This window comes from Vibrio albus, assembly GCF_003144035.1.
GTDB lineage: Bacteria > Pseudomonadota > Gammaproteobacteria > Enterobacterales > Vibrionaceae > Vibrio > Vibrio albus.
Window position 1 is genome coordinate 382,664 of the sequence record NZ_QFWT01000001.1, and the last position, 13,498, is coordinate 396,161.

Consider the following 13,498-nt stretch of genomic DNA (forward strand, 5'->3'; position numbering starts at 1 on the left):
CGGTCGGTTATTTTAGTTAAACAATTTATTAAACAGCTTATCTGTCAGAGCCTTAGTTTCATCATCTCCGGCTTTATCACCCAATAAGTTTTTCAGGCCCCGCTCAGCTTCTTCCTTCGCCTTTTCTTTCAGGCGCTGTGCTTCTTTCTGTTTCAGAATCTCTGCCAGTTCAATACTAAACTTAGGTGAAGACCAGCCACCTCGGATTCGCAGTGGAATAGTAACATTATTAAGCTCATTGATATCCTTGCCGCCTTGTCCTTCCAGCGTTCCGACCAGAGACGTGTTTATCAGAAAATCTATTGTCTGCTTAATATAGTTTGCTTCCCCTTCTCCCTGAATACGAAGTAAGGGAGACTGCATATGTAAATTCGACGTTTCAGCAACCCCGTTTTTGAGGTTGATGGTTGATGTCAGAGCCGTAAAGTCGGTCTTCTGTGGTTCATTAGTCTCAGCCACCGACTGCCCTTTAAGCTTCGCATAATTTGAGCGGATAAGCTGCGCAACATTGATACCATTCACCGCACCATCAGCAAAATTGATATCAACCGTTCCGGTCAGATTTTTCTGGATCCCCGATGGGGTTAAGCCATGTCCGCGGACATCAACATCAATATTACCCGTCCCTTCAAGTACGTCACTACCGGCAACATCCTTCAGCAAAGGCAGTACTTTAATACCTTTTATCTGTTTATTAATGCGGTACGTTGCCGGTGTTTTGCGCGCATCCAGATGAGCCGTCGCCCGGATACTGCCATCGTATAGCTCGGATTCAAAAGAAGAGAGCTCCACGACGCCACGATTGACGCTGACTATCAGGTTAACGTTCTGCATACGGGCATTGCTGGCTTTTAATTTGTCGATACGGATATCACCCTTAATATCCAGCGTTTTCAGTACTGACAGATCCGGCTCTGTTTGTGTCTGCTCAGCCCCCGCGGCATTCTCACCGGACACAGAATCCGCCTGCCCCTCGCTCCCTGCTTTTACATCATTCAGCCCGAGGAATTTATCCATATCCACATCGGGACTGTGCAGTGAGAAACGAACTTTAGGAACTGCGCCCAGCGTCACTTCGGATTGTCCATCCAGTGTAATATCGTCGAGGGCAAGCTTCTCCAGTGCGAGTTCGAGTTGTTGCTTATTTATATCAAATGAAAGTGAAGCATTCATATCAACCTGAAGAGGTGAACGGGGCAATGCCGCACCTGAAAATGCAGAGCCCAGTGTCAGCTCGTCCATAACCACGTGGCTTATCGCTTTATCTATCGTAAGGTTACTGCTGCCGTTCAGGTCAATATCAGTATCTGCTGCCGTGCCCTCAACCGAGAAGTCCATCCGGTTCTTCTTATCAAATTCGAAAGTATCCAGGCTGACTTTAGCTGAAGCAATGTCCGTTGTCGGATCATTAAATGCCGCCTCCAGCTGAATATCTTTTAATGCATAATCACTCAGCCCCTGACTTAATTTTAACTGAGCTTGTCCGCTGGCCGAAAACATCTGCTGATTACTGCTTCCTTTTGCGGAAAAGGTAATCGCGGTCCATTTATTCGCTTCAAACTCGGATACCGAAAGCCCGACATCATAAAGCTTGGTGTGCTCGCCCGTTTGCTGGTTATTGATCTCCAGGCGGGCCTGAGTAATAGAGATACCTGCCAGGCGACCCCCCCATGCACGCGACTGTTCGGTTTCTTCTGCCACACCTTCAGGCTCTTCTCCAGCCGATGGTACCTCGGACACCTTCGGTTGAGTGGTGTCTGTTTGTGCTTCCTGCTTAGTCAGGAAATCCAGATTAGTCTGACCATTTTTTAATGTCTCCAGATAAATTTCAGCCCCATCCATCGACACATCACCAATAACCAGCTCCTTGCTGAGCATTGGTAGCAGGGAAATATCAACGTTAATACTGTCTATTTTTAGCAGATTTTCGTTACTAAAACCTTCCGGATTCCTAAGTTCTGTCTTCCCTAGTGAGAGGCCTATTGACGGATAAATACTCCAGCTCAAATCGCCTTCAATGATCAAATCCAGACCCGCTTGCTGCTTCGTCTGCTGCACAATAACCGGTTTAAACTGATTAGGATCCACCATAAGAAGCACTGCAGAAACAGCCACTACTACGGTCAGGAGCATAGCCCCGAGAATGAGAAACACTTTTTTCATCTGTCTATTCCCTACAATACAAAAAGAAAAAGATGGCATATCCTGGCCATCTTTTAAAATAAGTTTCTGTGACAGTCAGGTTTTAATCTTCGTTAATCCGACTTGCTACTGCACCTTGTTGATTTTTGTACTTGGCATTGTCACGTTTGTTATATGGCTTTTCAGCTTCACCCGATAATACTTCAAAGCTAAGTGCTCCGATCGGCATCATCGGTTTAAGTGCTAATGGCAGTCTTCCTGAATTGTAGAACTCCAGAACGATTTTTCCAGACCATCCTGGATCAATCCGGTGTGCGGTAACGTGAACCATCAGTCCCAGACGAGCCAAAGATGAGCGACCGTCCAGCCAGCCAACGATATCCGCGGGTAGAGTAACGGATTCATGCGTAACCGCCAGAGCCAGTTGCCCCGGGTGAAGGAAGAACGCCTCATCATCTTTTACAAGAATCTCGTCACTCATCACCTTTTCCAGCTGGGCTGATACTTCGGTTTTCGGGCCGGACAGATCGATATAAGGGGCACTATGATCATTAAATACCCGGAATCTATCCCCCAAACGAACATCAACCGTCAAACCACTTATTGCTGACTCTTCCGGTTGCGGAGAAATAGAAATGCGCTCTTCTGCCAGCGCTATTTTTATATCCTTATCACACAATCTCACAGTGTTTCTCTCTTATATCTGAATTGTAAAAAGTTAAGATCTTAGTAGCTTTGCTATATGAGCCTTAAGTACATCAATAGCAATCCGGTTTTTACCACCACGTGGAACAATAATATCAGCGTATTGTTTCGATGGTTCAATAAATTGTAAAAACATTGGACGAACCGTTTTCTGATATTGTTTCAACACAGAATCAAGCGTACGTCCTCGTTCTTCCACGTCCCGTTTTACCCGGCGCAATAAACAGATGTCTAAAGGGGTATCCATAAAAATCGTGGCGTGCATCAGCTCTCGCAGACGAGGATCCGTTAACAGCAAAATACCTTCCAGAATAATGACTTTTTTGGCTGTCATTGTACTGGTGTTATCAATACGGGTATGCTCAACATAGCTGTACTCCGGAACTTCTACGGTATTTCCTCTGCTCAGTTGCTCAAGATGCTGGCATAACAGGTCATGATCAAGTGCATTCGGATGGTCATAGTTCGTTTTTACTCGCTCATCCATATTCAGGTGGCTCTGGTCCTTGTAATAGGAATCTTCTGTAATTACTCCTATCTGATGGTCCCCTACTTTTTCTCTCAATTCGTTATAAATTGTATTTGCAATTAAGCTCTTTCCTGAAGCAGAAGCGCCAGCAATCCCTACAATGACGCATTTGGTGTTTTCAGACATATGATTAGTGCACTTGCTAGTAGTAAAATAAACCGCCAGATTATAAGGGGATCAGGGCACGGTTGCCAGTTTTACCATGCCCTTTTATTGTGCGAACACAGGTGAGGTTGTCTGTTTACAGAGAAGTAAGAGGAATGGTTTCTGGTTTGACTTTCCCCGACCAGTACATTTTACTGGTAATACGTTCGGCCAAATCAAGATACAAGCCGGTATATTCACTATCAGGTCTCGCGGCAACGGTTGGCTTCCCTGCGTCAATATCTTCACGCATGCTGATATGCAGAGGTAACTGAGCCAGTAAAGAGGTACCAAATTCTTTCGCCATTTTTTCGGCACCATTCACACCGAAGATATGCTCTTTCTCTCCACAGTGACTACAGATGTGATAGCTCATATTCTCAACGATGCCGAGAACCGGTACATTCACTTTGTTAAACATCGCCATACCTTTGCGCACATCCGCCAGAGCCAGATCTTGTGGCGTCGTGACAATAAGAGCACCGGTTACAGGGATCTGCTGAGAGAGAGTCAGTTGGACATCCCCGGTACCCGGTGGCATATCAATGACCAGATAATCCAGCTCAGGCCAGGCAGTTTCATTCAGTAGCTGCCCCAGAGCTTTTGACGCCATTGGCCCACGCCAGATAGCTGCTTCTGATTTATCGACAAGATACCCGATAGAGTTGGTATGGATACCATACATCTCAACCGGTACCATATATTTACCGTCTTTGACATCCGGTGATTCATCTTCAGTACTCAGCATTGTCGGCACCGACGGGCCATAGATATCAGCATCTAATAAACCAACGCGTGCCCCCTGAGCCTGTAATGCCAATGCCAGGTTGACGGCTGTGGTAGACTTGCCAACGCCCCCTTTACCAGAGGTAACCGCAATCACATTTTTTACCTGTACCAATTCAGAAGAGACTTCCGTTTCCATAGCCCGCACATTGGTGGTGATATGCACCAGTGAATGGTCAATATCCTGCTTCTCAATCCAGGCGCGCAAAGCATTGTCCAGCGAGGCCGAAGTAAATGGAAGTTCAACTCTGACTGACCCGTTTTTCAGCAGCTTAGCTATACCCTGAGTATAAGCCCAGTCTTCCACCAGCAGAGGGTGGTGAAATTGATTCAACCACTGACAGACCGACTCATGGGTTTCAAACACAGTCATACCAACATCCCTACTATTGTTATCAAAAAATGAATAGTTTCATGCTATCACTCATCTTTCATCAGCTAAACCCTAAAAAAAATGATGAAACCAGATAGGATTCTTGGAGTAAAAGAGTAGTTAAGGTACTATTGCAACCTTGTTTTTATTAGTTCTTATCAAAAGCGAAAATAAAGTATGGCAAACGATCCAAGAAACCTTCCTTCAAGGAAACTGCTGGTAACTTGCGCCCTTCCGTATGCTAACGGTTCGATCCATCTGGGTCATATGCTTGAACATATTCAGGCAGATATATGGGTCCGTTATCAACGCCTGCGTGGCAATACCGTAAACTTCATCTGTGCAGACGATGCTCACGGCACACCAATCATGCTGAAAGCACAACAGATGGGAATGTCACCAGAAGAGATGATCGCTGCCGTCAGTGAAGAGCACCAGAAGGATTTCTCAGGCTTTGATATCAGCTTTGACAACTATCACAGCACTCACAGCGAAGAAAACCGCGAGCTGGCTTCTCTGATTTATACACGCTTAAAAGAAAGCGGATTCATTTCCAGCCGTACGATTTCTCAGCTGTTTGACCCTGAAAAAGAAATGTTCCTCCCGGACCGTTTTGTAAAAGGGACCTGTCCGAAGTGTAAGTCTCAGGATCAGTATGGTGATAACTGTGACAGTTGTGGCGAAACTTACAGTCCGACAGACCTAATCGATCCGAAATCAGCTGTATCCGGCGCGACTCCGGTAATGAAAGACTCTGAACACTTCTTCTTTGACCTGCCTCAGTTTGAGAGCATGCTGAAAGAATGGACTCGTTCTGGTTCTCTGCAAACTGAAACTGCCAACAAAATGCAGGAATGGTTTGAGTCTGGCCTGCAGCAGTGGGACATCTCCCGCGATGCGCCTTACTTCGGTTTTGAGATCCCGGGTGAAACCGGCAAATTCTTCTACGTATGGCTGGATGCACCTATCGGGTACATGGGCTCATTCAAAAACCTGTGTAGTAAACGTGATGATTTAGACTTCGACGAATATTGGGCCAAAGACAGCACAGCTGAACTTTATCATTTCATCGGCAAAGACATCGTTTACTTCCATAGCCTGTTCTGGCCGGCAATGCTGGATGGCTCAGGGTTCCGCAAACCAAATAATGTATTTGTACACGGTTACGTAACGGTGAATGGTGCGAAGATGTCAAAATCGAAAGGCACATTCATTAAAGCGAGTACCTACCTGGATCACCTTGACCCAGAATGTCTGCGCTACTACTACGCAGCCAAACTGAACAGCCGCATCGACGATCTTGACCTGAACCTGGAAGACTTTACTCAACGTGTAAACTCTGACGTGGTCAATAAAATCGTTAACCTTGCCTCTCGTAATGCCGGATTTATCAGTAAACGCTTTGACGGGAAACTGTCTGACAGCTTTGCAGAACCAGAGCTGTATGCTGAGTTCGTTGCGGCGGCGAAAAAAATCGGTGAACTTTACGAAGCGCGAGAATTTGGTCGCGCTATCCGTGAAATCACTGCGCTGGCGGATAAAGCGAACCAATATGTGGATGAAAAAGCACCATGGGTTATCGCTAAAGAAGAAGGTAAAGAGCAAGAACTGCAAGATATCTGTTCTGTTGGTCTGAACTTGTTCCGCGTACTGATGGCTTACCTGAAACCGGTAATGCCGGCACTGGCTGGTCGTACAGAAGCATTTCTGAATGAAGAACTGACCTGGGATTGTATCAACGCACCACTAACTGCTCACGAAATCACGAAGTTCAAGGCTCTGTTCAACCGCATTGATGCGAAGAAAGTAGAAGCAATGGTAGAGGCATCTAAAGAAGACGCTGCTGCTGAGCAGGCTGCAAAAGAAAACGCAGAGAAAGCGAAAGAGACAGAGCTGGACAAAGAGCCTATCGCAGATGAAATCGAGTTTGACGATTTTGCCAAAGTTGATCTGCGTATCGCTAAAATCGAGTCCTGTGAGTCAGTCCCTAAAGCGAATAAGCTGCTGAAACTTCAGTTGGATATCGGCGGAGAGACTCGTCAGGTATTTGCAGGTATTAAGTCAGCGTACAATCCAGAAGATCTGGTTGGCAAATACACTGTGATGGTAGCAAACCTGAAGCCTCGTAAGATGAAGTTTGGTATGTCAGAAGGCATGGTGCTTGCTGCCGGCCCTGGCGGTAAAGATCTATGGATTCTGGAACCCCATGAAGGCGCACAACCTGGCATGCGGGTAATGTAAATCTATCAGACTTTACATCAACTTATGTCTCAGGCCAGTGGTACCATCCACTGGCCTTTTTTCCCCAAAATAGTGCACCCTCGCACCATATTTCATATCCACACACACACCTATGTTTTTAACCTGTTGATTTATATCATGTAATTTTATGGCATTAAAAGTGCTTATATAGAAGACAACATGCAATACAAGGAGCCAGTCATGTTTGTTGTCATCTCTTTTATATTATCTGCTGTGATCCTTGCGACTTTCTATTATTACTCACAAATCAGAGAGAACAGTAATCATAGCAAACATACAACGGTTACGTACCTGCGCCAGATCGTGCATTTGTGCCGCCAGCACCGGGCAGCAACCCACGATGCCTTAGCAAAAGGACAGCACAATAGTGATATCGACGCCATCTCGCAACTGCTTGATGACACGATGCAGCAATTGCTGAGTGAAGTTGGCCTGACAGATAAGCCGATTTACCGGATACTGCAAACCAAACTGAAAAAGCTCACTGATAGCTGGTACAGCATCAGCATAAGCCAGAACCAGATAAACCATGGCAGAGTCATCCGTCATTGCTTACTGTTAATTGATGAAATCATGATCACCTGGGTACTGGAGGCCCAGAAGCAGGAGTTAAGTAACGAATACCATCATAACTGGCATCAGGTGATTGACAGCCTTGATTCTTTGACTCAGTTCAGAGTTACGATTCAGGATCTGGGGAGCGAGCATGGTAATACCCGCATAAAATATCTCAGTGAAACGCTGCACCGCAGACTTAAAAAACTTGGAATGATCAATCCGGTGGTTATGTCATCGCCCAATTTTCAAGTGTTATGTACAAGGCTTGAAGCCATTACAGACACAGAAGACGCTCAACTGTCCAGCGAGTCCTTATATCAGTTATCGTCTGATATCTCTTTGATGATATTTAATATCTACGATTATATCCTCGCTGACGTTGCTGAAAACGTCTATGTTCCACTACCAAAGTTGGCTATTCCGGTATGAAAGGAACGTGGTCAGGAGAGAAAAAAAAGGAAAAAGCAGGCTGACAGCACATAAAAAAGCATACATAGGAAGTTGACCGCACTCCATATAACATAGCCTGCTTAAGCCTTCTCTCATAAAAAAACCAGAGACCGTATCACGTCTCTGGTTTTTTCGTTCTCAACAGAATGACATATGAAGCGTCAACGCGGCCTAGTGATCATCTTCCGTAAAGTTACTAGGGAGCGTTTCTTTCATCTGATTCCAGATCTGAGCACTTTCCATACCATAGCTTCGAACCAGAGGAATAAGCTGGTCGCGCTGACCATTCTGACACAGTGTCAGCAGATTACGATAAAAGTCCAGAGCCAGATTACGCGCTTCATCGTTAGAAAAATAATAACTGCCAATCCGGTCATACAGCTTTCTTACCCCATTAAAGATAAGTCCGTATACTTGATTCCCCGAATGAAAGGCCAAACGCTGGAACAACATAAAGTCATAAAAATTAAACGTTTTTGCGATTAAGTTCGTTTCTCTTTTAACTTTATCCTTTTCACCTTCATCTTTAACGCACTGCTGGATTTTCTCGGCATAAGGAGTCGATTGAATAAATGTTTCCCAGCTTTCAGCCTCTAGCAAACTTTCACAAGATTCAATCACGGTCTGTAATGTTCGTTCAGACGCTTCTTTGTTCGTTTTGAAAGCGTAACGCATGAAAATTGGACTGATATTAGTACGCGCCGCCAACAAATCTTCTACGATACTGGTCGCATTTTCTTCATCAAGAGTCATTAACGTATCCAGAATATGCAAACCGGACGTTTCCATAAACTGGTTTACTTTCGTGGGCTTGCCATGCTGAATTGTCAGCCACCCGTCGCGGGCCAGACGCTGAAGAACCTCTCTCAGCGTCGTTCTCGTCACACCGATCAATTCTGATAGCTCTCGCTCTGCGGGTAAAATGGAGCCTGGTGGAAACCGACCATTCCAAATACTTTCGATAATATATTTTTCAGCGAAACCCGCTGGGCTTTTTGCCTTAATGACCATAAGGTTCAATATCCGATTTTCTTAAAGATAGAAACGACTCATCATACCACTAGTTATAACTATCGAAAACCTCATGACGGGCATATCTTTTACACTCATTCCGGCAAAAGCTTATTTTTAATTAACAATACCTCTCAATCGGAGATCATAGAGAAGATTGACTAAGATCAAATCTGCCGATTATTTTAAACCCTGAAAAAATCTTACCTCTTTATTTTATTAACAAAAAAGTATATTTCATTAACGCAGCCAGAAAATCATAATAACTCGCTGGCTTTCATGCTAAGATAGCTATCTTAAAGAGCTATTTGTTGTAACTTCATAATAATAATATATTTTTTATGGTTTAAATCATAAAAACTTTTTCCGCATTAGGAATGCTTGAACTGCCCAGCGGAAAGGACTGACTAAAATGCAATCATTTACAATTGTCTAACCACCCAAAGCTTTCTCTTTGAGTTAAGGTGTAGTTCACTGGCTTAATTAGTCAGTAAGCGAGTGCCGGGGTTAGGAGTCAGTATGAAACAATGTCTATTTTTGAATCACTAAACAGATAAGGGTACCACAACATGCCGATTACTCTCGGGAATGCATTTATTAAGAATTTTCTTGGTAAAGCGCCAGACTGGTATAAATTAGCGATTATCGCCTTTCTCATTATCAATCCATTTATTTTCGCCGTTGATCCTTTCACGGCTGGCTGGGTACTGGTCGCGGAGTTTATCTTTACCCTGGCCATGGCTCTGAAATGTTATCCTCTACAGCCCGGCGGCTTACTGGCTATTGAAGCTATCGCTATAGGAATGACAAGTCCCGAACAAGTCATGCACGAGCTGGAAGCTAACCTGGAAGTGATTCTGCTACTGGTCTTTATGGTGGCGGGTATTTACTTTATGAAGCAGCTTCTGCTGTTTATCTTTACTAAAATTCTGCTGGGTGTCCGCTCTAAAGTAATACTTTCAGTGGCATTCTGTATAACCGCTGCCTTCCTTTCTGCTTTCTTGGATGCATTAACCGTTATCGCCGTTATCATCAGTGTGGCTGTTGGTTTCTATGCTATCTACCACAGGGTAGTATCAGGCAAAGGAAATAACCCTTCTCATGACCATACGACCGATGAGCACCTCTCTGAACTGACCCGGCAAGATCTGGATGATTACCGCGCGTTCCTGCGTTCACTGCTTATGCACGCTGGTGTGGGGACAGCACTTGGCGGTGTAACGACTATGGTGGGTGAACCTCAGAACCTGATTATTGCCGATCAGGCTGGCTGGCTATTTGGCGAATTCATTATCCGTATGCTTCCGGTAACGTTGCCTGTATTCATTTTCGGCATTGTAACCTGTGTTCTGGTCGAAAAATTTAAGGTATTTGGCTATGGATCTGCGCTTCCGGAACATGTTCGCAATATATTGCTGGACTATGAGAAAGAACAAAAAACCAAGCGCACAAATCTGGATGTCGCCAAACTCTGGGTACAGGGTGCTATCGCTGTCTGGCTTATCTTTGGTCTGGCGTTCCATTTGGCGGCTGTTGGCCTTATCGGACTCTCCGTGATTGTTCTGGCGACCTCCTTTACCGGTGTTATTGAAGAACACTCGGTAGGTAAGGCTTTTGAAGAGGCCCTGCCCTTCACCGCACTGCTTGCCGTCTTTTTCTCTATCGTAGCCGTCATTGTTGATCAACACCTCTTTGGTCCGATTATTGACTGGGTACTGCATATGGAAGGCGACAAACAGCTGAGTATGTTCTATATCGCTAACGGCCTGCTTTCTATGGTATCAGACAACGTTTTTGTCGGTACGGTCTATATAAACGAAGTCAAAATGGCACTAATGAACGGCGTTATTAGCCGGGATCAATTCGATATGCTGGCGGTGGCAATTAACACCGGTACCAACCTGCCGTCGGTTGCTACACCGAACGGACAAGCTGCATTCCTGTTCCTGCTGACGTCCGCACTGGCACCGCTTATCCGTCTTTCATATGGGCGCATGGTGGTGATGGCTCTACCATATACCATTGTCCTGGCCGTTGTAGGTTTGTTCTGTATTACTTTCCTGCTGGAACCAATGACGGCATCGCTGTACGAGATCGGTCTGCTCGATCACCATAGCGCAACAGAGGCCACAAGCCATGTTGCCAGTTCAGGGCATTGATAAAAATATTGCGTCTGGAATGGAACTCATTCAAGATAAAAAGCTCTGAGTAATCAGGGCTTTTTTTACTTTCTGGCCAAGAGCCCTGGCCAGTCTTTCTAACAGGATACAGCTGTGACGTTTTTTTCGTTTCTTAAAACATTTTCGGTTTCGCGTCTTTCCTGGGCATTACTTTCCGGATTCACGCTCTTTTTCATTCTTTGCTCCATTTCTTTTCAGCACATTATGAAGCTAGACCCATGCACCATGTGTATCTACGAGCGTATATCTATGATGCTGTTGTTTGTATCAGCATTAGTCGGCCTCATCGCTCCTCACAATATCATTTTCCGCTGGGCTGGACTGCTTGGATGGGGTGCGATGGCGTATAAGGGTATGACACTGGCAATGGAGCATGTCCATTATCAGACTTCACTCTTTGCCATCTGTGAACCACTTTATTTCCCTGAGTGGTTACCACTGAATCAATGGTTACCGAATATTTTCTCGGCACCGGGAGATTGCAGTGAGGTTGTCTGGTCGCTATTTGATATCTCCATGCCTCAATGGCTGGTGTATATCTTTGCCGCATACCTGATCGTATGGGGTCTTGTGGTCATTTCCCAATTTGTTCCGGCCAAAAGCCAGAACCGCTGATTTCTGTCTTTTCCTCCCCTCCTCGGGGAGGAAAAAGTGCCTATTTACCACAACACTGTTTGAACTTCTTACCACTCAGGCATGGACAAGGATCATTACGCCCTACGCCTTTATACGGGTTAACCGTCTGAGCTTTCATTCCCAACATGGCTTCGTCTGCAGCCTGAGCGACTTCATTCACCATCATATCCAGTTGCGGGCGCATCTCATCTGCCGTAGGCGGTGTATCAATTCCCGCATCTATCATCTGCTGGCGTGTCAGCGCCTCGTCAACTAAGAGCATCAGGGTTGTTAACAAAGCTTGCAGCATACGTACCGTGCCATCAGAGACATTCACATCCTGCCACTGCTCTTCAACCTGAGGCCAGACAGTCATAAAGCCTTCTGCCAAATCGGCCAGTTCGTCACCACTGACGGTATTCAGCGTATACTCATTACGGCTCAGTAGATTATGTTGATGATGAATATGCTCGACCAAGGAGGCATAAACAGGCTTTTCCGACAAACCAAGGGACTGACACCATGATTCTGGTTCCAGTGGTTTCACCGCCATATTGGCAGCCAGAACCGCTCCTTCAATAAAATACGTGGTTTCACCCTGCCACTCTTCCGGTAATGCTATCAGTTTCATGTATAAGCCTGTCTGAAATCAAAGAGACGAAATTATAGCGGTACGAACTGAAGAAGAGAAGCTCGTGACTTTTTCCTTCTATCCTCCTACAATTCCGCCTCCTGAAAATTGAATTATCAAGGTTGTTGTGTCGATGCGAGTGGTTCTGGGTCCTATGGAAGGTGTGCTTGATCACCTGATGCGTGAAATGCTGACGGAGGTGAACGCCTATGATCTGTGTGTGACCGAATTTGTCCGGGTCAGCGACAGACTACTGCCAGATCATGTGTTTACCCGTATTTGTCCCGAACTGGCGCATGGGTCACAAACCCGGTCAGGTACGCCGGTTTATATCCAGTTGTTAGGCAGCAAACCGGATGCAATGGCAGCCAATGCCTTTCGTGTCGCCGAGCTTGGTGCAAAAGGTATTGACCTCAACTTTGGCTGTCCGGCCAAAATGGTCAATAAAAGCCGTGGTGGTGCATTTCTTTTACAGGATCCGCAGCAAATATATAACATAGTAAAAGCTTGTCGTGACGCTGTCCCAGAAGAGATTCCGGTAAGTGCAAAGATCCGGCTTGGATGGGAAGACCCGGACGACTGCTTTGAGATAGCGGATGCCGTGGAGCAAGCCGGCGCGTCAGAACTAACCGTTCATGCCCGGACCAAAACTGGCGGGTACAAGGCCAGCGAAATAAAGTGGGATTATATCCGCCGCCTTAAGGACAAAATCTCTGTTCCCCTGATCGCCAACGGTGAGATATGGAACTATCAGGATGGACAAAACTGTATTAAAACGACAGGTATTGATTCAGTGATGGTTTGTCGCGGAGCATTTAATATCCCTAACCTGGGTAATGTGGTGAAATACAACCACGCCATCATGTCATGGCATGAGGTAAGCCACCTGCTGGTGCAGTATTCACAAAGTGAGATTAAAGGCGATAAAGGAAAGTACTTTCCAAACAGAATCAAGCAATGGCTGGCCTACCTGCGGCATGAATACACTGAAGCAGAATCTCTGTTCCGGGATATCCGCACCTACCAGCAGGCCGCCCCTATCGTGGATCACCTAAAGCGCTATCGTGCGGATTTGCTGACTCAGCCAGCCTGATTGGCGGTCAGCACAGCTC

The 13,498-nt window shown here is 45.6% G+C and carries 11 protein-coding genes; 5 read left to right on the forward strand and 6 right to left on the reverse strand.

Annotated features, from left to right (window positions below; genetic code table 11):
- Nucleotides 1-12: 12 nt before the first annotated feature.
- The 4 genes from DI392_RS01660 to apbC form a co-directional block, all read right to left on the reverse strand.
- Nucleotides 13-2,163, reverse strand: a complete 2,151-nt coding sequence (locus DI392_RS01660) for an AsmA family protein (RefSeq protein WP_109318165.1) — start codon at nt 2,161-2,163, stop codon at nt 13-15.
- Nucleotides 2,164-2,245: 82 nt separating this feature from the next.
- A complete protein-coding gene (dcd, locus tag DI392_RS01665) occupies nt 2,246-2,827 on the reverse strand; it encodes a dCTP deaminase (RefSeq protein ID WP_109318166.1) in 582 nt (193 codons plus the stop codon).
- A gap of 33 nt (nt 2,828-2,860) precedes the next feature.
- Complete coding sequence (gene udk, locus DI392_RS01670; protein WP_109318167.1) at nt 2,861-3,502, reverse strand: uridine kinase; 642 nt, start codon at nt 3,500-3,502, stop codon at nt 2,861-2,863.
- A gap of 115 nt (nt 3,503-3,617) precedes the next feature.
- Nucleotides 3,618-4,679 carry an iron-sulfur cluster carrier protein ApbC gene (gene apbC / locus DI392_RS01675; RefSeq protein WP_109318168.1) on the reverse strand — a complete coding sequence of 354 codons (1,062 nt, stop codon included), beginning with the start codon at nt 4,677-4,679 and terminating at the stop codon, nt 3,618-3,620.
- Between the two features lie 177 nt (nt 4,680-4,856).
- Here apbC and metG point away from each other — a divergent pair, with 177 nt between their 5' ends.
- Both metG and DI392_RS01685 read left to right on the forward strand, forming a co-directional pair.
- On the forward strand, nt 4,857-6,920 hold the full coding sequence (gene metG, locus DI392_RS01680; protein ID WP_109318169.1) for a methionine--tRNA ligase: 2,064 nt from the start codon (nt 4,857-4,859) through the stop codon (nt 6,918-6,920).
- 201 nt (nt 6,921-7,121) lie between these two features.
- On the forward strand, nt 7,122-7,928 hold the full coding sequence (locus DI392_RS01685; protein WP_109318170.1) for a hypothetical protein: 807 nt from the start codon (nt 7,122-7,124) through the stop codon (nt 7,926-7,928).
- Nucleotides 7,929-8,120: 192 nt separating this feature from the next.
- Here DI392_RS01685 and fadR read toward each other — a convergent pair whose 3' ends face one another.
- Complete coding sequence (fadR, locus tag DI392_RS01690; protein ID WP_109318171.1) at nt 8,121-8,960, reverse strand: fatty acid metabolism transcriptional regulator FadR; 840 nt, start codon at nt 8,958-8,960, stop codon at nt 8,121-8,123.
- Nucleotides 8,961-9,529: 569 nt separating this feature from the next.
- Between fadR and nhaB the strand changes: the two genes are divergently transcribed.
- Nucleotides 9,530-11,119 (forward strand): Na(+)/H(+) antiporter NhaB, encoded by a 1,590-nt coding sequence (gene nhaB, locus DI392_RS01695; RefSeq protein WP_109318172.1) that lies wholly within the window; start codon nt 9,530-9,532, stop codon nt 11,117-11,119.
- Between the two features lie 114 nt (nt 11,120-11,233).
- The gene (gene dsbB, locus DI392_RS01700; protein WP_109318173.1) at nt 11,234-11,755 is read left to right on the forward strand and encodes a disulfide bond formation protein DsbB; all 522 of its coding nucleotides are present in this window, start codon (nt 11,234-11,236) and stop codon (nt 11,753-11,755) included.
- 40 nt (nt 11,756-11,795) lie between these two features.
- Here dsbB and DI392_RS01705 read toward each other — a convergent pair whose 3' ends face one another.
- Nucleotides 11,796-12,386 (reverse strand): SEC-C metal-binding domain-containing protein, encoded by a 591-nt coding sequence (locus DI392_RS01705; protein ID WP_109318174.1) that lies wholly within the window; start codon nt 12,384-12,386, stop codon nt 11,796-11,798.
- A gap of 133 nt (nt 12,387-12,519) precedes the next feature.
- Between DI392_RS01705 and dusC the strand changes: the two genes are divergently transcribed.
- The gene (gene dusC / locus DI392_RS01710; protein WP_109318175.1) at nt 12,520-13,479 is read left to right on the forward strand and encodes a tRNA dihydrouridine(16) synthase DusC; all 960 of its coding nucleotides are present in this window, start codon (nt 12,520-12,522) and stop codon (nt 13,477-13,479) included.
- Nucleotides 13,480-13,498 lie beyond the last annotated feature (19 nt).

Coding starts and splice junctions, on each gene's coding strand:
- dusC (WP_109318175.1), top strand. CDS start 12,520: ATGCGAGTGGTTCTGGGTCCTATGGAAGGTGTGCTTGATCACCTGATG.
- nhaB (WP_109318172.1), top strand. CDS start 9,530: ATGCCGATTACTCTCGGGAATGCATTTATTAAGAATTTTCTTGGTAAA.
- udk (WP_109318167.1), bottom strand. CDS start 3,502: ATGTCTGAAAACACCAAATGCGTCATTGTAGGGATTGCTGGCGCTTCT.
- DI392_RS01685 (WP_109318170.1), top strand. CDS start 7,122: ATGTTTGTTGTCATCTCTTTTATATTATCTGCTGTGATCCTTGCGACT.
- DI392_RS01705 (WP_109318174.1), bottom strand. CDS start 12,386: ATGAAACTGATAGCATTACCGGAAGAGTGGCAGGGTGAAACCACGTAT.
- DI392_RS01660 (WP_109318165.1), bottom strand. CDS start 2,163: ATGAAAAAAGTGTTTCTCATTCTCGGGGCTATGCTCCTGACCGTAGTA.
- apbC (WP_109318168.1), bottom strand. CDS start 4,679: ATGACTGTGTTTGAAACCCATGAGTCGGTCTGTCAGTGGTTGAATCAA.
- metG (WP_109318169.1), top strand. CDS start 4,857: ATGGCAAACGATCCAAGAAACCTTCCTTCAAGGAAACTGCTGGTAACT.
- fadR (WP_109318171.1), bottom strand. CDS start 8,960: ATGGTCATTAAGGCAAAAAGCCCAGCGGGTTTCGCTGAAAAATATATT.